The sequence below is a fragment of the Brevundimonas sp. CURTG3B2_SDJG genome (genome assembly GCF_057364705.1).
Map to the genome: position 1 here is coordinate 1 of NZ_JBNFOJ010000022.1, position 19,173 is coordinate 19,173.

Sequence of the window (19,173 nt, forward strand, 5' to 3'; positions counted from 1 at the left end):
CGCGGCCCGCGCCGCCCCTGCGGTCCCAGGCGATCTGGGCGCCGGCCGCGGCTTCGGCGGCGGCGTCGATGTCGGCCTCGGTCGCTTCCGAGACATGGCCCAGGACCTGGCTGCGGTCGAAGGGATTGGTCACCGGCTGCGGATTGGTCCCGGCCTTCAGCTTGCCGCCGATCAGCGGGCCGGAGGTGAACTTCTCGCTGTCCACCTTCTCCAGCGCGGCGACGTGGCGGGCGCGGTCCGCGGCCTGCGAATAGTCGCGGCCCAGCGAGTTCTGGCGGTCCATGTACATGTCCTTCGGGGTCGGGATCTTGGCGTGGCGGTCGGGGTGAGTCTCGACGGCGGAGATGGGGTCGGCGGCGACGGCCGAGGCCGGCACCCGCTCGTCCAGCAGGGCGTGGACGAACGACGAGTTGGCGCCGTTCTCCAGCAGGCGGCGCACCAGATAGGGCAGCAGGTCCTCATGCCCGCCGACGGGGGCGTAGGCGCGCACCGTCACCGGGCCGAAGGACTCGCGGGCGGCGTCGTACAGCGCCTCGCCCATGCCGTGCAGGCGTTGGAACTCGATCTTCACGCCCCGGTCCGAGGCCATCCTGTGCACGGCGGCCAGGGAGTGGGCGTTGTGGGTGGCGAACTGGGCGTAGATGTGCGGCGCCGCCTCGATCATGGCGCGGGCGCAGACCAGGTAGTTCAGGTCGGTGGCGGCCTTGGTCGTGAACACCGGATAGTCGGTGCGGCCCATGACCTGGGCGCGCTTGATCTCGGTGTCCCAATAGGCGCCCTTGACCAGGCGGACCATCAGGCGGCGGCCCGAGGTCCGGGCCAGGTCGGCGACGCGGCGGATCACCTCGGGGCAGCGCTTCTGATAGGCTTGCACGGCCAAGCCCAGGCCCTTCCAGTCGCCCAACTCCGGCTCGTGCGCCAACCGGTCCAGCAGCTTCAGCGACAGGGCCAGGCGGTCGGCCTCCTCGGCGTCCATGGTGAAGTTGATGTCGTGCCGGGCGGCGATCAGGGCCAGGCGCTTCACCCGGGGATAGAGCTCGTCCCAGACCCGGGCCTCATGCGTGGCCTCGTAGCGGGGCGACAGGGCCGACAGCTTGACCGAGACGCCGTGACCGGCCTCGGGCCCCTGGCCCTTGGCGGTCTTGCCCACCGCCTCGATGGCGTCGGCGTAGATCTTCTCGTAGCGCTCGGCGTCGGCGGCGGTGCGGGCGCCCTCGCCCAGCATATCGAAGGAGCAGAGCCAGCCTTCCTTGTTGGATCGCTTCAGCGCCGCCTCGATGGTGCGGCCGACGACGAACTGCTCGCCCATGATGCGCACGGCTGCCGCCACGGCCTCGCGGATCACCGGCTCGCCCAGGCGACCGACGATGCGCTTGAGGAAGCCGGGCAGGTCGGAGCGGGCCTCCTCGTCCACGTCGACCAGCTTGCCGGTCAGCATCAGGCCCCAGGTCGAGGCGTTGACGAACAGGCTGTCGGACTGGCCCAGGTGCGACGCCCAGTCGGCCGAGCCGATCTTCTCGGCGATCAGCTTGTCGCGCGTGTCCTCGTCGGGGGTGCGCAGCAGGGCCTCGGCCAGGCACATCAGGGCCAGGCCCTCGCGGGTGCCCAGGCTGAACTCCTGCAGGAAGCTTTCGACCACCCCCTGCTTCTTGACGCTGGCGCGGGCGCGCTCGACCAGGTCGACGGCGCTGCCCAGCACGGCCGCGCGCTCGCCGGCGTCCAGCGGAACGCGCTCCAGAAGCCCCCTGACCGTGGCCGTCTCGTCGGCGAACTTGCCCTGATCCAGCGTATCCCAATGGGCGACGCTCGAAGGGGTGAAGGCGGTCGTCATGGGCGTTCGGTCCTGAGTGCAGGGCGCATATATGGCGGACGATGCCGAATGTGCTTCGTATGATAGACTTCCACACCGAAGATCGTTCGGCGAAAGGGCTTGGCGACAATGGATACTATCGACGCCGTCGATCGCCGCCTGCTGCGCGCGCTGCAGGAGGACGGCCGCCTGTCCAACGCGGAACTGGCCCGCCGGTGCAATCTGTCCGCCGCCGCCTGCTTCGAGCGCGTGCGCCGGCTCAGGGAGCGCAAGGTGATCACCGGCTACGCCGCCCTGATCGACCCGGCCAAGGTCGGCCGGGGGCTGCTGATCTTCGTGGAGGTGCACCTGGACCGGACGACCGGCGACGTCTTCGACGCCTTCGCCGAGGCCGTGCGCCGCCAGCCCGAGGTGCTGGAGTGCCACATGGTCGCGGGCGGTTTCGACTATCTGATCAAGGCGCGGGTGGGCGACATGGACGCCTATCGCGCCTTCCTCGGCGACGTGCTGGTGCGGATGCCGGGGGTGCGCGAGACGCGAACCTACGCCGTTCTCGAAGAGGTGAAGGCGACGACCGCCTTGCCGCTCTGACCCCGTCTCGCCAACCCCGCCGCAAACCGCTAGACACGTCACCCGACCAACGGCGGAGCCTCCCGGCCCACACATGCGCATCGTTCTGGCCACCGACGCCTGGGAGCCCCAGGTCAACGGCGTCGTCCGCACCCTGAGCCGCATCACGGCGGAATGCCGCGCGATGGGCCATGAGGTGGAGGTCATCGAGCCGAGCCAGTTCAAGACCATCCCCTGCCCCACCTATCCGGAGATCCGGCTGGCCCTGGGCGCGGAGGAAGAGATTCGCGAACGGCTGCGCGCCTTCGAGCCCGAAGCGGTGCACATCGCCACCGAAGGACCGATCGGCATCGCCACGCGCCGCATCTGCGTGGAATGGAAGCTGCCGTTCACGACCAGCTACCACACCAAATTCCCCGAGTATGTCTCGGCCCGGTTCCCGATCCCGGTGCAGGTCGGCTACGCCTACATGAAGTGGTTCCACAAGCCGTCGGGACGGCTGATGGTCGCCACACCGACCCTGCGCGACGAGCTGACGGCGCACGGGTTCAGGAACGTCTCCCCCTGGACCCGGGGCGTGGACACCGACCAGTTCAACCCGGACCTGCCGCGCATCTACGACGAGCTGGGCGGCAAGGACTGGCCGCGGCCCTTCTTCCTGAACGTGGGCCGGGTGGCGGTCGAGAAGAACATCGAGGCCTTCCTGGAGACCGACCTGCCGGGCACCAAGATCGTGGTCGGCGACGGCCCGGCGCGGGCCGAGCTGCAGGAGAAGTACCCGGACGCCAAATTCCTGGGGGCCCGGTTCGGCGAGGAGCTGGCGCGCTGCTTCCGCGACGCGGACGTCTTCGTCTTCCCCAGCTGGACCGACACCTTCGGCCTGGTGATCCTGGAGGCCATGGCCACGGGCACGCCGGTGGCCGCCTATCCGGCCCACGGCCCGATCGACATCATCCCGGGTTCGAACGCCGGCGCCATCGACAAGGACCTTCGCACGGCCTGCCTGGAGGCGCTGAAGTGCGACCGGGCCCAGGTGCGGGCCTACGCCGAGAAGTTCAGCTGGCGCGCCTCGGCCGAGCAGTTCGTGGAGAACCTGCAGCCCTATCCCGAGCCAGAGCGGGGCCGCTTCTGGCGACGCCTGCGCCGGATCGCCAGGCTGCGGCGGCGAGCGGCGGCTTGATCTCACCTCTCCATTCGCCCTCAAGCGAATGGAGAGGACAGGTCGGAGCGTCAGCGACGACCAGGTGAGGGCGACGCCTGCGGATGTAATCGGAACTCTACCGGCCCAGGCCGGCGTCGCCCTCACCTGACCGCTGACGCGGTCTGTCCTCTCCATCGCCTTGGAGGGTGATGGAGAGGTGAGGCCGGAACCCCTACTTCGCCGCGCGCATCGCGTCAGGGCCGTGGCGATGGCGCGCTGGGCGGCCAGCTGGTCGGCGGGCAGCGGCACCAGGCCGCGGTCCTGCAGGTAGCCGCCGCGGCCGGCGGCGGCGTCGGACATGAACTCCAGCACGAACTGCTCCAGGCCCGGGGTCACGCCGACGTGCTGCTTCTTGACGTAGATGTAGAGGCTGCGGGCCAGCGGATAGGTGCCGTCGGCGATGGTGTCGGCCGAGGGAGCGATCCCGTCGATGGTCTCGGCCTTCACCGTGTCCATGTTCTGCTCCAGGAACGAGAAGCCGAACACGCCCAGCGAGCCGGGGGTGCGGGTCAGGGTCTGGACGATGGCGTTGTCGTTCTCGCCGGAGTCGACCCAGGCGTTGTCCTCGCGGACCGTATGGGCCAGCGTCTCGAAGCGGGTCTTGTCCGCCTCGGCCAGGGCGGCCAGCGTCGGAAGCGCCTTGGCGCCGGGGGCCATGCCCAGCTCCAGGAAGGCGTCGCGGGTGCCCGAGGTGGGCGGCGGCCCGTAGACCTGGATGCGCTGGTTCGGCAGGGCCGGGTTGACCTGGTTCCAGGTCGTGGCCGGGTTGGCGACGAAGGCGCCGCCGGCGCCGGGGACCTCCTTGGCCAGGCCCAGATAGATGTCCTGAAGACGGAAGTTGAAGCTGTTCCCGGTACGGGCCGTGGCGATGACGATGCCGTCGAAGCCGATCTTGATCTCGACGATGTCGGTGACGCCGTTCTTCTGGCACTCCTCGAACTCGGACTTCTTCATCTGACGCGAGGCGTTGGCGATATCCGGGGTGGTCGGGCCGACGCCCGAGCAGAAGGCCTTGATCCCGCCGCCGGTGCCCAGCGATTCGATGCGCGGCGCGCGCGCCCGAGGTGCGCGAAAAGTTCTCGGCCACGCGGGTCGCGAATGGGAAGACCGTCGAGGAGCCCGCGGCCCAGATGCCCGCGCGAGTGGCTTGCGAGCCGGGCGCGCCGGCGTTGTCGCCGCAGGCGCCGAGCGCGATCAGGGCGGCCGCCGAGGCGGCGGCGAGCAGGGTGCGGGTCATCGTCAGTCTCCGGACAAAGCCAAGGTCGTCGCGCTTAGACCAGAGGTTTGTGACGGGGAGGCCGACGCTGATGTGACGGTTTGGCGACGTCCATCTCTCGTCTTTCGTCATCCCGGCGAAGGCCGGGACCCAGCGGCGCGCGAGAGCGCGAAGCTGTCACGCGTCGCTCTCGCGGACCGGTCGCCTTCCGCTCGCTACGCGAACGTCCGGCGCCGCTGGGTCCCGGGGTTCGCTACGCGCCCCCGGGATGACGAAAGCAAACAGGAAGGGCGCTCAAGCAGCGAGCGACCGTGTCGCGAGCGATAGCGCCCCTTAGATATGGATGGCGTGCCCCAGGGCCCGCAGCGACGCCTCGTGGAACGCCTCGCCCAGCGTCGGGTGGACGTGGATGACGCCGGCGACGTCCTCCAGCACCGCGCCCATCTCCAGCATCTGGGCGAAGCTGTTGGACATCTCGGACACGTGCTGGCCGACGGCCTGGACGCCCAGCAGGCGGTGATCCGTCTTGGAGGCGATCACCCGCACGAAGCCGCCGTCCTCGCCGGCCTCGATGGCCAGGGCGCGGCCGATGGCCATCAGGGGGAAGACCGCCTGGATGACGTCGTCGCGGCCCTCGACGTCCTGCGGCCCCAAGCCGGCGGAGACGATCTCAGGCTCGGTGAAGCAGACGGCCGCGATGGTGACGGGATCGAAGCGGCGGTCATGACCGGCGATGATCTCGGCGACGACCTCGCCCTGGGCCGACCCCTTGTGGGCCAGCATCGGCTCGCCGGTCAGATCGCCGACAGCCCAGACGTTCTTCATCGACGTCGCGCAGCGGTCGTCGATCTTCACGAACGGGCCGGCCATGGCCACGCCCATGTTTTCCAGGCCCCAGCCTTGCGTGCGCGGCTTGCGGCCGACGGTGACGAGCACCTTGTCGGCCTTCAGCTTGAGGGCGGTCCCGTCCTTGGCGGTGACGTTCAGCGCGCCCTTCTCGAACGACCCGGCCTTGGCGCCCAGATGCAGTTCGACGCCGTGCTTCTCCAGCCACTTCGCGACCGGATCGGTCAGGGCCTTGTCGTAGAGCGGCAGCAGGCGGTCGCCATCTCGACGATGGCCACCTCGGCGCCCAGCTTGCGGTAGGCGATGCCCAGCTCCAGCCCGATGTAGCCGCCGCCGACGACGACCAGCTTGCCGGGGACCTTGTCCAGCGAAAGGGCTTCGGTCGAGGAGATGATGTCGCCGCCGAACTTCAGGAACGGCAGTTCGACCGGGTCCGAGCCGGTGGCTAGGATGACGTGCTCGGCCGAGATCGTGATGTCGCCGTCGCCGGTCTTCACCGTGCAGGTCTTGGCGTCCGAGAAGGTCGCCCAACCCTTGATGACCTTGACCTTGGCCTTCTTCAGCAAGGCCGCGACGCCGTTGTTCAGCTTTCGAACGACGCCATCCTTCCACGCCACCGTTTCCTTCAGGTCGATGGCCGGCTTGGAGGCGGTGATGCCCAGCGTGCCGCCGGCGGCGGCCTTGGAGACCGTCTCGAACTTGCCCGCGGCGTGGATGATGGCCTTGGACGGAATGCAGCCGACGTTCAGGCAGGTCCCGCCCAGGCCGTCGCCGCCGTCCACCAGCACGGTGTCGAGGCCCAGCTGGCCGCAACGGATGCCCGCCACATAGCCGCCCGTGCCGGCGCCGATGATCAGGACTTTGGTCTTCAGGGTCTGGGTCATTCGTTGTTCGCTCTTTGCAGGGCCCATTCCACACGTTGGCGCAGGCGGGAATGGCGGATGTCTGAAACGGGGTAATAGCCCAGCACGGGGCTGGTTCGATCAGGCGCGGCGGAGACGTCGGCGGACCGCATCAGGATCACCTGGGTCTCGCCGACCGGAGGCAGGGGAAGGCAGAAGAAGACGGCGACCGCCAGACGCTCGGGCAGGTCCCGGCCGCCCATCACCCGTTCGGTCGGCTCTAGCAGAACGACATTCAACTCCGGGTCGTCCGACATGCTCTGGCCGGTCACCCGGGCGAGGAAGACCAGGTCGGCTTCGCGCAGGTCCCGCGCCTGCTCGGCCCGCAGCTCCGCTGGACTCATCTTGCCGACGGAACACGCCCACGAGGGCGTCGCCGTGAAGGCGGCCAGGACGGCGGCGATCATGAGGCCCTTGAACGTCATCGCCTATCGCGCCGCGCTGTCGATGAAGCGCATCAGCCGCTCCGCCACCGGCGTGTCGACGAACGCCATCTGCTGCACATGGCGGGTCACGGCGCGGGGGTTCGATAGGCTTCGAGGCGCGGAAGGAATTCAGCCGGCGGGTCGAAAACGCGGAGCGTGCCGTCGGGACGCTCCATGGCGAACACCACGTCTCCCGCGTTCAGGTGCAGAAAGTCGCCGCAGTACATCGGAGACGGCTGAGTCAGGACGAGGACGCGTACGGCGCCGGTCACGCGGTAGGACTCCGCCGGCTCTCCCTGAAGCGCTTCCAGCCGCTGCACCGTGGCCGTCGCGTTGAAGATCTCAAACCGCTCGGTGCGCTCCGGCGTCGGATCGGCCTCGACCTGAACCACACGCCCGATCAGCAACGCCGGCCCGTCGGCCCGGACCAGAGGAAGCGGCGGCGGCGGCTCGCCGATGCACGCCAGCGCGGGCGAGGCGCCCAAGGCCGCGGCTGCGGCCGCCACGAGGAACAGGCTCTTGCGGTTCAGGACGGTCATGACAGCTCCCTGGACGACGATCGTTGGAAATCCGCCCATCTCACGCCCGCCGCGCCTTCCGCGCCACTGACGAAACTGGTCGGAGTTCCGCACGACCTCACCCCATCCATAAGGTGGCGGGATGCTCCAGCAGGCCCTTGATGCGCTGCACGAAGACCGCCGCGTCGTGGCCGTCGACGATGCGGTGATCGAAGGACGACGACAGGTTCATCATCTTGCGCACCACCATCTGGCCGTCGCGAACCACGACCCGTTCCTGGATCTTGTTGGGGCCGACGATGGCGACCTCGGGGTGGTTGATGATGGGCGTGTGGGTGATGCCGCCCAACGTCCCCAACGAGGTGATGGTGATGGTCGAGCCCGAAAGCTCCTCGCGCTTGGCGGAGCCGTCCTTGGCCGCGCCCGAGACACGGGCGATTTCGAGGGCGGTGTCGTAGGGATCCCGGGCCTCGGCGTGACGGACCACGGGCACCATCAGGCCGTTGGGCGTCTGGGCGGCGATGCCCAGGTGCACGGGGTTGTGCGTCGTCAGGACGCCGGCCTCGTCGTCGTACCAGCTGTTGATCGTCGGCTGGTCGCGCAGGGCCACGACGATGGCGCGGGCGATGAAGGGCAGGACGTTCAGCTTGGGCTTGCCGGTCGCCTTAGCCTGAGCGTTCAGGTGGGCCCGCAGCTCCTCCAGCGCCGTGACGTCGATCTCCTCGACGTAGGTGATGTGGGGGATGCGGCGCACGCTCTCGGCCATCTTCTCGGCGATCTTGCGGCGCAGGCCGATGATGCGGACCTCTGTCGTTCCCTCGGCTTTGGCGTAGGTCGAGCCGCTAGACGATCCGGCTGCGGACGATCCATGGCCGCCGGAGGCGACATAGGCGTCCAGGTCGGCGTGCTCGATGCGGCCGGCCGGGCCCGAGCCGGGCACGAACTGCAGTTCGACGCCCAGGTCGCGGGCGCGGTTGCGCACGGCGGGAGAGGCGAGCGGACGCTGATTGCGGTCGGAGAGGGCGCGCGCGGCGGGCGCCCCCCACCATCCTCGCCTGCGGCTTCGGACGGTCCCCCTTCCCCGACGGGGGAGGAACGGCGACGGTGGGTTGTCCCCCTTCCAGGGGGACCGAAGCCTGCGGAGCGGGCTTCGAGGGGGGCGGCGCCTCGACCACGTTCCCCTTGCCCTCGACCTTGAACGAGACCAGCGGCCCACCGACGGGGACCTGCTGTCCCGCGTCGCCGTGCAAGGCCACGACCACGCCCGAGACCGGGGAGGTGATCTCGACGGTGGCCTTGTCGGTCATCACATCGGCCAGGATCTGGTCCTCGGAAACGGCGTCTCCGACCTCGACGTGCCAGCCGACCAGTTCGGCCTCGGCGGTGCCTTCGCCTACGTCGGGCAGTTTGAAGACGTAGTTGGCGCCGGACGGAGTCTCGATTTGCCGCCCCTCCGCCGCTTCGCGGTCCCCCTCCCCCGCAGGGGGAGGAACGGCGACGGCGGATTGTCCCCCTTCCAGGGGGACCGAAGCCTGCGCAGCAGGGTTCGAGGGGGGCGGCGTCTCAACCTCGGACGCGTTCCCCGCCCCCTCGACCTCGAACTCGACCAGGGGGCCGCGCACGGGGATCATCTGGCCGGGCTCGCCATGGATGGTGACGACCTTGCCCGAGACGGGCGCGGTGATCTCCACCGTCGCCTTGTCGGTCATGACGTCGGCGACGATCTGGTCCTCCGCGACCACGTCGCCGACCTTCACGTGCCAGCCGACCAGCTCGGCCTCGGCGGTGCCTTCGCCCACGTCGGGCAGCTTGAAGACGAAACGACCCATCTCAGCGACCCCCGCTCATGACGGCTTTCAGGGCGTCGGCCACGCGCTGCGGACCGGGGAAGTATTCCCACTCGAAGGCGTGCGGATAGGGCGTGTCCCAGCCGGTCACGCGCGCGATCGGCGCCTCCAGGTGATAGAAGCAGCGCTCCTGGACTAGGGCCGACAGTTCGCCGCCGAAGCCCGAGGTCTTAGGCGCCTCGTGCACGATGACGCAGCGGCCGGTCTTCGTCACCGAGGCCTCGATGGCCTCGATGTCGAGCGGCACGAGGGTGCGCAGGTCGATGACCTCGGCGTCGACGCCGGCGTGTTCGGCGCCGGCCAGGCTGACCCAGACCATGGTGCCGTAGGCCAGGATGGTGACGTCCGAACCTTCCTTCATCACCCGCGCCTTGCCGATGGGCTCGACGTATTTGCCGGTCGGGACCTGGGCCAGGTCCTGGGCCTTCCAGGGCGAGACCGGCTTTTCGTGCCAGCCGTCGAACGGGCCGTTGTACAGGCGCTTGGGCTCGAAGAAGATGACCGGATCGTCGTCCTCGATCGCCGCGGTCAGCAGTCCCTTGGCGTCGTACGGGTTGGACGGGATCACGACCTTCAGGCCGGCGATGTGGGTGAACAGGCTCTCGGGGCTCTGGCTGTGGGTCTGTCCGCCGAAGATGCCGCCGCCGTAGGGGCTGCGGATGGTGATCGGAGACGTGAACTGCCCGGCCGAGCGGTAGCGCAGCTTGGCGGCTTCCGAAACGATCTGGTCGTAGGCCGGGTAGATGTAGTCGGCGAACTGGATCTCGACGACGGGCCGCAGGCCGTAGGCGCCCATGCCGATGGCGGCGGCGACGATGCCGCATTCGCTGATCGGGGCGTCGAAGCTGCGGGTCAGGCCGTGCTTCTGCTGCAGCTGGTCCGTGACCCGGAAGACGCCGCCGAAATAGCCGGCGTCCTCGCCGAACGACAGGACGTTCGGATCCTCGGCCATCTTGACGTCGATGGCCGAGTTGAGCGCCTGGATCATGTTCATCGGCTGGACGCCGTTGGCCGGCGCGGTCGATTTCGGCGCGTGCTTGGCGTCGACCATGTCGGGTTCGATGCCGTCGGCGCGGTCGGCCTCGGTGAAGGTGGTTTGATCGGTCATGGTCAGACTCCCACCTCGCGCCGCTGTTCGGTGATCCGCCAATCCTCGGTGGCGTAGACGTCCTCGAACATGGTCTTCACGCTGGCGCGCGACTGACCCAGGGTGCCGATCGCCTCGGAGGCCTTGCCGGCGGCGCGGACCTGTTCGACCGCGTCCTTCTCGGCCTCTTCCTGCTGGGCGTCGGACCATTCGCCCAGCGCGATCAGATGCTGCTTCAGGCGGGCGATGGGATCGCCCAGCGGCCATTTCTCGTGCTCGTCGCCCGGCCGGTAGCGGCTGGGGTCGTCCGAGGTCGAGTGGGGGGCGCCGCGGTAGGTGAACAGCTCGATGACCGTCGCGCCCTGATTGGTCCGCGCCCGCTCCTCGGCCCATTGGGTGGCGGCCCAGACGGCCAGGAAGTCGTTGCCGTCGACGCGCAGCGCCGGAAGGCCGTAGCCGATGGCCTTGGATGCGAAGGTGGTCTCCAGCCCGCCGGCGATGCCCTGGAAGGAGCTGATGGCCCACTGATTGTTGACGATGTTCAGGATCACGGGCGCCCGGTAGACGGCCGCGAAGGTCAGGGCGTTGTGGAAGTCGCCCTCGGCCGTGGCGCCGTCGCCGATCCAGCTGATGGCGATCTTGTCGTCGCCCTTGTAGGCGCTGGCCATGGCCCAGCCCACGGCCTGCGGCACCTGGGTGCCCAGGTTTCCCGAGATGGTGAAGAAGCCGTACTCCTTGGATGAGTACATGATCGGCAGTTGGCGGCCTTTGATCGGGTCCGCCGCGTTCGAATAGATCTGGTTCATCATCTCGACCAGCGGATAGCCGCGCGAGATCAGCAGGCCCTGCTGGCGATAGGTGGGGAAGCCCATGTCCTCGCGGCTCAGGATCATGCCCTGGGCGACCGCGATGGCCTCTTCGCCGGTGCACTTCATGTAGAAGCTGGTCTTGCCCTGGCGGTGGGCGCGATGCATCCGGTCGTCGAAGGCGCGCGTCAGGATCATGGCCTTCAGACCGCGCCGCATCGTCTCGGCGTCCAGCTTGGGGTTCCACGGGCCGACGGCCTGACCCTGGTCGTCCAACACCCGGACCAGCCTGAAGGCGTGGTCGCGCATCTCGAACGGCGCGGACGACACCGACGGCCGGTCCACGGCGCCGGCGGCGTCCAGCTTCAGATGGCTGAAGTCGGGCGTGTCGCCCGGACGGCCCGAGGGCTCGGGCACGCGCAAGCTGAGCGGTTGCGTATTGGGCTTCTTCATTCCGTCCTGCTGTCCGGTTGATCCGACCGCGTTTCCTCTTCAGCGCCGTCTAGCACGAGGCGCGTGCGAAGGCTCGCTCGATTTCGACCTTGCCTTAGGCGGTTTGCCGGTATTTTATTGCGTCAATAACAATATCGGAGAAACGCCTTGGCTGACGAGCTGGATCCCGTCGACGCCCGCATCCTGGACATCCTGCAGCAGGACGCCGGACTGTCGGTCGCCGAGGTCGCCGACCGTGTCGGTCTGTCCGCCTCGCCCTGCTGGCGCCGCATCAAGAGGTTGGAGGACACGGGCTTCATCCGCAAGCGGGTGACCCTGCTGGACGCCGAGAAGCTGGGCCTGGACTTCGAGGTCTACGCTATCGTCAAGCTGAGCCTGCCGTCGGCGCAGAACCTGGCCGCGTTCGAGCAGGCCGTGGCCGCCTGGCCGGAAGTGGTGCAATGCGCCACCATCACCGGCCGCGAGGACTATGTGCTGAGGATCATCACCTCGGACATGCACGCCTTCGACCGCTTCCTGCGCGAGAAGCTGCTGGACCTGGGCATCGTCTCGGACTGCGAGAGCCACATCGTCACCCGGGGCGTGAAGAACGTGACGTCCTTGCCGCTCGGCATCGTGACGCCCCACGTCGGCTAGGATCGGGCCAAGGGGGAGATCGGGCCATGCGTCGCTGGGTGGGAGCCGTTGTGGGTTTGGCGCTGACCGGAGTCGCCCCTCTCGCATCAGCGCAATCTCTGGAAACCCTGGCCGTCACGAACGACCACCCCTGGCTGATCGAGGGCGTCGCCCGCGATGCCGACGGCGCGCTGGTGCTGTCCTCGGTGAAGTGGGGCGTGCTCCGACGGGTCGCGCCGGACGGCGCCCTGACGCCCTTCGGCCCCGAAGGCCGTCAGGCGATGTTCGGCCTCGCGGCCGACCCGGCGCGCGGCGTCCTGTGGGTCGCGTCCTCGCCTTCGAACATCGATGGCCAAGCCGACCGGCCGGGGGAACTGATCCGGCTGGATGCCCACACAGGCGAGGCGACCGCCACCTTCACCGCGGAGGGACCGGACCACGCCTTCGGCGACATCGCCGTCGGACCGGATGGCGCGGTCTTCGTCGGCGACACCAAGGCGCAGCAAATCCTGGTGCTGGCGCCCGGCGCGGCGAGGCTTGAGGTGCTGGCCGCGCTGCCGCCGACCGGCTCGCCGCAAGGGATGGCGGTGTCGGCGGACGGGCGGTGGCTGGTCTTCTCCGACTACCGAACGGGTGTGCACCGGCTCGACCTTTCGCAAGGCTACAGCCGTCGCGACTATGCGGCCGACGCCTTCACGCCCCTGGCCGCGCCTGAGGGCGTCGAGCTGCGGGGGATCGACGGTCTGGCGCGCCATGGCGACACGATCATCGCCGTCCAGAACGGCACGCGCACGCATCGGATTCTGCGCCTGACCCTGTCGGAGGACTGGAGCGCGGTCGCCGGCAGCGAGGCGGTGCTGGAAGGCGCGCCGCTGGAGGAGCCGACTACTGGGTTCATCGAGGGCGACAGCTTGGTCTTCGTGTCGCGCAGCCAGTGGACCGACTTCGGCCCGGACGGGCGGCCAAAGACCGACACCCCCGCCCCGGCGGTGATCAGCCGCCTCCCGCTCTAGCGTCGCCCGTCAGACGCGGGAGCGAAATCGCCTGCCCGTTCAAGGCGGAGCGGCATTGCAAGCCTGCCCGCTTGAGGCGATGCTCGACCAGGGTTCGGGTTCGAGGGGCGACAGACTATGATCGAAATGGTGATCGACGCGCGGCGCAAGGACCTGGGCGGGTTCGAGGTCGGCCGCATCCTGCCGTTCCACGCCCGGCGCATGGTCGGGCCGTTCATCTTCCTGGACCACATGGGGCCGGCGGAGTTCGCGCCAGGCTCGGAGGCGGTCAACGTCCGCCCGCATCCGCATATCGGCCTGTCGACCCTGACCTATCTGTTCGAGGGCGAGATCATGCACCGCGACAACACCGGCGCGGTCCAGGCGATCCGGCCCGGCGAGGTGAACTGGATGACCGCCGGCAAGGGCATCGTCCATTCCGAACGCACCGATCCGCTGAAAAAGAGCCAGGGCGGGGCCATGCACGGCATGCAGGCCTGGGTCGCCCTGCCGACCGAGCACGAGGACGCCGATCCCGCCTTCCATCACCACGGAGAGGCCGACCAACCGACCTATGAGAACGGCGGCCTGTTCGCGCGGCTGGTGGCCGGCGAGGCCTATGGCGCCAAGGCCGGCGTGCCGGTCTCGTCGCCCCTGTTCTACGTCCACTGGGAGCTGGCCGAAGGCGTGCGCACCGCGCCGCCGCCAGGGAGGGGCGCAGGGGGCTACTCCGAACGCGCGCTCTACGTCGTGAAGGGCGAGATCGAGATCGGCGACCGCGTCTTCCTGGAAGGCCAGATGATCGTGCTGGAGCCGTCGGCCGAGCCGACGATCAAGGCGATCAAACCCTCCACCGTCATGGTGCTGGGCGGCGAACCCGTGGGGCCGCGGGTGATCTGGTGGAATTTCGTCTCCTCCTCGCAGGACAAGATCGACGCGGCCAAGGCCGACTGGAAGGCGGGACGCATGGCTCTGCCCAAGGACGACGACCTGGAGTTCATCCCCCTGCCCGACGTTCCGGCCACGCCGGAGCCGGCTCCGGCCAAGCCCGAACCGACACATCCGGTGTGACAGTCTTGAACTGAGGCCTCGGCGCTCCGATCTGGCGGGGCATGACCGCTTTCTCCGTGCTCGACCTGTCGCCCATCGTGGAGGGCGGAGACGCGCGCCGCGCCCTTCTGGAAACCGCCGAGCTGGCGCGCGCCGCCGAGCGGCTGGACTTCAGGCGCTTCTGGCTGGCCGAGCATCACAACATGCCCGGGATCGCCAGCGCGGCCACCGCCGTGGCCCTGGCCCATGTGGCGGCGGCGACCACAACCATCCGCATCGGCTCGGGCGGAGTCATGCTGCCCAACCACGCCCCCCTGATCGTCGCCGAGCAGTTCGGCACCTTGGAGGCCCTGCATCCGGGCCGCATCGACCTGGGCCTGGGCCGCGCGCCCGGCACCGACGGAGAGACCGCCCGCGCGCTGCGTCGCTATTTCGAGGCCGCCGACCAGTTCCCCCGCGACGTGATGGAGCTCCAGGCCTTCCTGAACGACCCGGTCGAGGGGCAGCGCGTCACCGCCTGGCCGGGCGCGGGATCCAAGGTGCCGATCTGGCTGCTCGGCTCCAGCCTGTTCAGCGCGGAGCTGGCCGCGCACCTGGGCCTGCCCTTCGCCTTCGCCAGCCATTTCGCGCCGGAACTGCTTCTGCAGGCGCTGCAGACCTACCGCGCCGGTTTCCGGCCGTCGAAGCAGCTGGCCGAACCCTATGCGATGGCGGCGTTCAACGTCTTCGCGGCCGATACGGACGCCGAGGCGCAGCGGCTGTCCACCTCGATGCAGCAGGCCTTCGCCGCGGTGGTGACCGGCAAGCCGGGCCGGCTGAAGCCGCCGGTGGACGACATCCACACGGTGCTGGACGCCCGTCAGCTGGCGGCGGTCGAAAGCCGGCTGACCTACGCCGCCATCGGCGCTGTCGACACCGTGCGGGCCAAGCTGCGCGAGTTCATCGCCCTAACCGGCGTCGACGAGGTGATGGTCACCGGCATGATCCACGACCTCGACGCCCGGGTGCGCAGCCTCGAGGTCACCGCCGAGGCCGTCGAGGGCCTGACCGCGCGGGCGGCCTGACGCCCGTACGCGGGCCTTACGTCGATCCTGCGGTTCGATATGGCGAGGTTACGCGGGGCGGGCGCACTCTGCGCTCATGCCCTATTCGTCCCTCGCCCCTCGTCTCTATGAAGTCCTGCCGGAGGACGACCACTGGGTCGTCCAGGTGCGCGGCTGCAGGGCCCGCGTGCCCACGCGCGGCCAGGCCGTCCGGCTGGCCAAGCGGTTCTGCCGTGAAGCGCGCAAGCTGGGCTGCCGGAGCGAAGTCCGGGTTCACCCGCGGCCTCAGTCCAGGCTCTTCAGGAAGCCCAGAAGCAGGCCGTTGACCTCGGAGGGCCTCTCTTGCTGAAGCCAATGCCCGGCGCCCGCAAGGACGTGCGAACCGCGCAGGTCTGGGGCCCAGTCCTTCAGTCCCGCCTCATGCTGGCCCGCATAGTGGCGGACCGGATCGCGCTCGCCGACGATGAAGAACGCCGGCTGAGGGATGCGCTGGTCCTGGAGGAAGGCCGTCAGAGCCCAGTTGCGGTCCAGGTTGCGGTACCAGTCCACCGGCCGCTTGAAGCCGCCATTCGCGAAGGCCTGCACATACTCCTGGAAATGCTCCGGGGTCAGCCAGGGCGGCAGGGTCGCGTCCTCGGCGATGGAGTCCATCAGGCTGACGCCTTCCGGCATGAAGCCGGTGGACTGCCGCTCCGCCGGCGTTGAGCCGTCGAAGGCGTAGATCATCCTGCGCAGGGCGGTCTCGGGATCGGCGTCGAAAGGCTCGTGGGCGTCCGGCGCCTGGAAACGGTTGATATACAGGTCGCCCAGCCCCGCCCGCTTGGTGATCGCGGCCATCGCCACGGTCGGCGGCCCCTTGGGCCGGCGCGGCTGGAACGGCACCGACAGGCCGACGACGGCGCGGAACAGGTCCGGCCGCATCAGGGCGCAGTGCCAGGCCACCGGCGCGCCCCAGTCGTGGCCCACGACCACGCAGGACGTCTGACCCAGCGCCCGAACCAGATCGACCATGTCGCCGACCAGGTTCAGGATGGAATAGGCGTCACGGTCCTCCGGCTTGTCGGTCCCGCCATAGCCTCGCATGTCCGGCGCGACGGCGTGGTAGCCGGCGTCCGCCAGGGCCTGGACCTGCGCTCGCCAGCTGACGCCGAGCTCGGGGAAGCCGTGGATCAGCAGGACCAGCGGGCCGGAGCCGGCCTCGAGAATCCGCTGGGTCAGGCCGTCGGTCTGGATGTCGCGGGTCCGCAAACTCTTTCTCCGCTCATCCCCGCGAAAGCGGGGACCCAGTTCTGTCGCTGAAACACCGGCGTTCAGGGACCTGGGTCAGGGAACCCTAGCATCGCCTCGTCGCCCAAAGCACTGGGTCCCCGCTTTCGCGGGGATGAGCGGGGGCTAGAGCTCCACGCCGGTCGTACGCATGATCTCGGCCCGCAGCTCGGGCAGGCCTTCGCCCTTCTCGGCCGAGGTCAGGATCACCGCCGGGAAGGCGGCCGGGCGCTTGGCGATGGCCTTGAGTGTGGCGGCGGCGACCTTCTCGCCCTCGCCCTTCTTCAGCTTGTCGGCCTTGGTCAGGACGATCTGATAGCTGACGGCGGCCAGGTCCAGCGCGTCCAGAGCCTCGTCGTCCACCTTCTTCAGGCCATGGCGGCTGTCGATCAGCAGATAGACCCGTTTCAGGGTCACCCGGCCGCGCAGGTAGTCGCGGCCCAGGTCCTGGAACTTCTTCACCGTCGACTTGGACGCCTTGGCCCAGCCGTAGCCGGGCAGGTCGACCAGCCGCATCTTGCCGTCCAGGTCGAAGAAGTTGACCTCGCGCGTGCGCCCCGGCTCATTGGAGGCCCGGGCCAGCTTGGACATGCCGACCAGGCCATTGATCAGGCTGGACTTGCCCACGTTGGACCGGCCCGCGAAGGCGATCTCGGGCAGGTCCGGATCGGGCAGTTGCTCGATCTTGGCGCACCCCATGACGAAGGTCGCCGGGCGGGCGAACAGGATGCGCGCCTGCTCCAGCTCTTCGTCAGTGAAGTCGTCCATCGTTCTCTCCGTCATCCCCAGCCTTGTGCCGGGGATCCCGGCTCACCGTCGCCGGAAAGCCAAACCGGACGTTCGCGTTCATGGATCGCCGGGACAAGCCCGGCGATGACGATTGATCAGGCCTTCGCCTTCTTGAATCGGGCCAGGAAGGTGTCGATCGGGTTCTCGGCCTTGAAGCGGTGCATGATGATGTACTGCTGGAAGATGGTCAGCACGTTGGACCAGGCCCAGTAGATCAGCAGGCCGGCCGGGAAGGTCGCCATGATGAAGGTGAACACCACCGGCATCAGCTGGAAGATGCGGCGCTGCATGGGATCGGGCGCCGGCGGGCTCATGGCCATCTGCAGCCACATGGTCAGGCCGTAGACGATCGCCAGGACGCTCAGCGCGAAGGTCCCGGTCAGGTGCGGCCCCAGCAGCGGCACGGTCGCCGGATCCCAGGGGATCAGGCCCCACAGGTTCCAGATCGTGGTCGGATCCTTGGCCGAGAGGTCGCGGATCCAGCCGAAGAACGGCTGGTGACGCATCTCGATGGTCACGAACAGCATCTTGTAGACGGCGTAGAAGACCGGGATCTGCAGCAGCAGCGGAAGGCAGCCCGCCAGAGGATTGATCTTCTCCTTCTGGTACAGCGCCATCAGTTCTTGTTGCTGCTTGGCCGCGTCGTCGGGATGCTTCTTCTTGATCTCCTCCATCTTGGGCTGGAGGTTGCGCATCTTCGACATGCTCTCGTAGCTCTTGTTGGCCAGCGGGAACATGATCAGGCGAACGGTCAGCGTCAGGGCCAGGATGGCCAGGCCGAAATTGCCCAGGATGCCGTAGAAGAACTCGATCAGCAGGAAGATCGGGCGGGTCAGGAAGAACAGGAAGCCCCAGTCGATCGCATAGACGAAGCGCGGCAGGCCCAGGCTCTTCTCGTAGCCGGACAGAATCTCGTTGCGCTTGGCGCCGGCGAACAGGCGGGTGGTCTCGGTGATCTGGCGGTTCGGCGCGATGGTGCGCGCCTGGCCCATCATGGTCGCCGAGTGGATGTCGGCGTGGGCGGCGTCGGTGACGCGGAAGGCGGCCTCGATCTTCTCGTCCTGGGCCGGGATCAGGGCGGCCAGCCAGTACTTGTCGGTGATGCCCAGCCAGCCGCCGGTCGATTCATGCTCCTGGACCGGCTTCTTGGCCCAGGCTTGGTACTTCAGCTGCTCGGTTGAATAGTTCCCATCGGCTCCGAAGGTGCCGATGCCGCCCTCGTGCAGCAGCTGGGTGCGGCCCAGGCCGTCGGGCACGCCCTGGCGCTCGACGCGTCCCCACGGCGCCAGGGTGATCGCCTGAGCGCCGAAGTTGGCGACGGTGTCGGTCACGGTGAACATGTACTGGTCGTCGATCGACACCCGGCGCGTGAAGCGCAGGCCCGCGCCGTTGTCCCAGGTCAGGGTGACCGGGGTGGTCGGGGTCAGGGTCGCCCCTTCCGTCAGCCGCCACGGCGTGGTCGGGCCAGGGACGCCGCCGGGCACGTTCGGGCCGTTCCAGCCGAACAGGGCCTGGTAGGCGTGGCGCATGCCCTCGGGGCGGAACAGCTCGACCGCGGGCGAGTCCTTGTCGATCGTCTCGCGGTAGCGGGTCAGGAACAGATCGTCGATCCGCGCGCCGGTCAGCGACATCGAGCCGGTCAGCGTCGGGGTCTGGATCCGGACGCGGGGGCCCGTGCCCAGCGCGGCCCGCCGGTCGGTGGTGAACACCGGGGCGCTGGACGACGGCGCGGCGCCG

General features: G+C 68.8%; 17 protein-coding genes and 2 pseudogenes. 6 read left to right on the forward strand and 13 right to left on the reverse strand.

Features of this window, described 5'->3' with window-relative positions:
* The coding region (gene putA / locus AC2W7C_RS02550) for a bifunctional proline dehydrogenase/L-glutamate gamma-semialdehyde dehydrogenase PutA (protein WP_486000038.1) at positions 1 to 1,831 on the reverse strand (1,831 nt) is incomplete at its 3' end.
* A gap of 108 nt (positions 1,832 to 1,939) precedes the next feature.
* On the opposite strand from putA, the gene AC2W7C_RS02555 reads away from it, so the two are divergent.
* Together AC2W7C_RS02555 and AC2W7C_RS02560 are read left to right on the forward strand one after the other, a co-directional pair.
* Complete coding sequence (locus tag AC2W7C_RS02555) at positions 1,940 to 2,401, forward strand: Lrp/AsnC ligand binding domain-containing protein (RefSeq protein ID WP_486000039.1); 462 nt, start codon at positions 1,940 to 1,942, stop codon at positions 2,399 to 2,401.
* 73 nt (positions 2,402 to 2,474) lie between these two features.
* A complete protein-coding gene (locus AC2W7C_RS02560) occupies positions 2,475 to 3,560 on the forward strand; it encodes a glycosyltransferase family 4 protein (RefSeq protein ID WP_486000040.1) in 1,086 nt (361 codons plus the stop codon).
* 195 nt (positions 3,561 to 3,755) lie between these two features.
* Here the strand turns inward: AC2W7C_RS02560 and AC2W7C_RS02565 are convergent.
* From AC2W7C_RS02565 to AC2W7C_RS02605, 9 genes and pseudogenes are all read right to left on the reverse strand, one after another.
* A pseudogene (locus AC2W7C_RS02565) lies at positions 3,756 to 4,818 on the reverse strand (substrate-binding domain-containing protein); the annotation flags it as partial.
* A 312-nt stretch (positions 4,819 to 5,130) separates the two neighbouring features.
* Positions 5,131 to 5,622, reverse strand: a complete 492-nt coding sequence (locus AC2W7C_RS02570) for a hypothetical protein (protein WP_486000053.1) — start codon at positions 5,620 to 5,622, stop codon at positions 5,131 to 5,133.
* A pseudogene (locus AC2W7C_RS02575) lies at positions 5,611 to 6,554 on the reverse strand (FAD-dependent oxidoreductase); the annotation flags it as partial. The pseudogene AC2W7C_RS02575 and the gene AC2W7C_RS02570, both read right to left, overlap by 12 nt.
* On the reverse strand, positions 6,524 to 6,970 hold the full coding sequence (locus AC2W7C_RS02580; protein WP_486000041.1) for a hypothetical protein: 447 nt from the start codon (positions 6,968 to 6,970) through the stop codon (positions 6,524 to 6,526). The gene AC2W7C_RS02580 and the pseudogene AC2W7C_RS02575, both read right to left, overlap by 31 nt.
* Before the next feature lie 86 nt (positions 6,971 to 7,056).
* On the reverse strand, positions 7,057 to 7,509 hold the full coding sequence (locus AC2W7C_RS02585) for a hypothetical protein (protein ID WP_486000042.1): 453 nt from the start codon (positions 7,507 to 7,509) through the stop codon (positions 7,057 to 7,059).
* Between the two features lie 97 nt (positions 7,510 to 7,606).
* Positions 7,607 to 8,449 carry a dihydrolipoamide acetyltransferase family protein gene (locus tag AC2W7C_RS02590; protein WP_486000054.1) on the reverse strand — a complete coding sequence of 281 codons (843 nt, stop codon included), beginning with the start codon at positions 8,447 to 8,449 and terminating at the stop codon, positions 7,607 to 7,609.
* Positions 8,331 to 9,317: a biotin/lipoyl-containing protein gene (locus tag AC2W7C_RS02595; protein WP_486000043.1), complete on the reverse strand. Its 987-nt coding sequence runs from the start codon at positions 9,315 to 9,317 to the stop codon at positions 8,331 to 8,333. Before AC2W7C_RS02595 ends, AC2W7C_RS02590 begins: the two co-directional genes overlap by 119 nt.
* A gap of 1 nt (position 9,318) precedes the next feature.
* On the reverse strand, positions 9,319 to 10,443 hold the full coding sequence (locus AC2W7C_RS02600) for an alpha-ketoacid dehydrogenase subunit beta (protein WP_486000044.1): 1,125 nt from the start codon (positions 10,441 to 10,443) through the stop codon (positions 9,319 to 9,321).
* Positions 10,444 to 10,445: 2 nt separating this feature from the next.
* Positions 10,446 to 11,681 (reverse strand): thiamine pyrophosphate-dependent enzyme, encoded by a 1,236-nt coding sequence (locus AC2W7C_RS02605; RefSeq protein ID WP_486000045.1) that lies wholly within the window; start codon positions 11,679 to 11,681, stop codon positions 10,446 to 10,448.
* A gap of 147 nt (positions 11,682 to 11,828) precedes the next feature.
* Between AC2W7C_RS02605 and AC2W7C_RS02610 the strand changes: the two genes are divergently transcribed.
* From AC2W7C_RS02610 to AC2W7C_RS02625, 4 genes are all read left to right on the forward strand, one after another.
* A complete protein-coding gene (locus AC2W7C_RS02610; protein WP_486000046.1) occupies positions 11,829 to 12,317 on the forward strand; it encodes an Lrp/AsnC family transcriptional regulator in 489 nt (162 codons plus the stop codon).
* Between the two features lie 26 nt (positions 12,318 to 12,343).
* Positions 12,344 to 13,309, forward strand: a complete 966-nt coding sequence (locus AC2W7C_RS02615) for an NHL repeat-containing protein (RefSeq protein WP_486000047.1) — start codon at positions 12,344 to 12,346, stop codon at positions 13,307 to 13,309.
* Positions 13,310 to 13,426: 117 nt separating this feature from the next.
* Positions 13,427 to 14,359 carry a pirin family protein gene (locus AC2W7C_RS02620; protein WP_486000048.1) on the forward strand — a complete coding sequence of 311 codons (933 nt, stop codon included), beginning with the start codon at positions 13,427 to 13,429 and terminating at the stop codon, positions 14,357 to 14,359.
* Between the two features lie 41 nt (positions 14,360 to 14,400).
* Positions 14,401 to 15,402: an LLM class flavin-dependent oxidoreductase gene (locus tag AC2W7C_RS02625; RefSeq protein ID WP_486000049.1), complete on the forward strand. Its 1,002-nt coding sequence runs from the start codon at positions 14,401 to 14,403 to the stop codon at positions 15,400 to 15,402.
* A 264-nt stretch (positions 15,403 to 15,666) separates the two neighbouring features.
* Here the strand turns inward: AC2W7C_RS02625 and AC2W7C_RS02630 are convergent, their stop codons facing one another.
* The 3 genes from AC2W7C_RS02630 to yidC form a co-directional block, all read right to left on the reverse strand.
* On the reverse strand, positions 15,667 to 16,629 hold the full coding sequence (locus AC2W7C_RS02630) for an alpha/beta fold hydrolase (protein WP_486000050.1): 963 nt from the start codon (positions 16,627 to 16,629) through the stop codon (positions 15,667 to 15,669).
* Between the two features lie 144 nt (positions 16,630 to 16,773).
* The gene (gene yihA, locus AC2W7C_RS02635; RefSeq protein ID WP_486000051.1) at positions 16,774 to 17,415 is read right to left on the reverse strand and encodes a ribosome biogenesis GTP-binding protein YihA/YsxC; all 642 of its coding nucleotides are present in this window, start codon (positions 17,413 to 17,415) and stop codon (positions 16,774 to 16,776) included.
* A gap of 116 nt (positions 17,416 to 17,531) precedes the next feature.
* Positions 17,532 to 19,173 (reverse strand): membrane protein insertase YidC (gene yidC / locus AC2W7C_RS02640; RefSeq protein ID WP_486000052.1); only part of this gene is annotated, 1,642 nt, incomplete at its 5' end.

Coding starts and splice junctions, on each gene's coding strand:
- AC2W7C_RS02580 (WP_486000041.1), bottom strand. CDS start 6,970: ATGACGTTCAAGGGCCTCATGATCGCCGCCGTCCTGGCCGCCTTCACG.
- AC2W7C_RS02585 (WP_486000042.1), bottom strand. CDS start 7,509: ATGACCGTCCTGAACCGCAAGAGCCTGTTCCTCGTGGCGGCCGCAGCC.
- AC2W7C_RS02605 (WP_486000045.1), bottom strand. CDS start 11,681: ATGAAGAAGCCCAATACGCAACCGCTCAGCTTGCGCGTGCCCGAGCCC.
- AC2W7C_RS02555 (WP_486000039.1), top strand. CDS start 1,940: ATGGATACTATCGACGCCGTCGATCGCCGCCTGCTGCGCGCGCTGCAG.
- yihA (WP_486000051.1), bottom strand. CDS start 17,415: ATGGACGACTTCACTGACGAAGAGCTGGAGCAGGCGCGCATCCTGTTC.
- AC2W7C_RS02620 (WP_486000048.1), top strand. CDS start 13,427: ATGATCGAAATGGTGATCGACGCGCGGCGCAAGGACCTGGGCGGGTTC.
- AC2W7C_RS02570 (WP_486000053.1), bottom strand. CDS start 5,622: ATGAAGAACGTCTGGGCTGTCGGCGATCTGACCGGCGAGCCGATGCTG.
- AC2W7C_RS02600 (WP_486000044.1), bottom strand. CDS start 10,443: ATGACCGATCAAACCACCTTCACCGAGGCCGACCGCGCCGACGGCATC.
- AC2W7C_RS02615 (WP_486000047.1), top strand. CDS start 12,344: ATGCGTCGCTGGGTGGGAGCCGTTGTGGGTTTGGCGCTGACCGGAGTC.
- AC2W7C_RS02560 (WP_486000040.1), top strand. CDS start 2,475: ATGCGCATCGTTCTGGCCACCGACGCCTGGGAGCCCCAGGTCAACGGC.
- AC2W7C_RS02625 (WP_486000049.1), top strand. CDS start 14,401: ATGACCGCTTTCTCCGTGCTCGACCTGTCGCCCATCGTGGAGGGCGGA.
- AC2W7C_RS02595 (WP_486000043.1), bottom strand. CDS start 9,317: ATGGGTCGTTTCGTCTTCAAGCTGCCCGACGTGGGCGAAGGCACCGCC.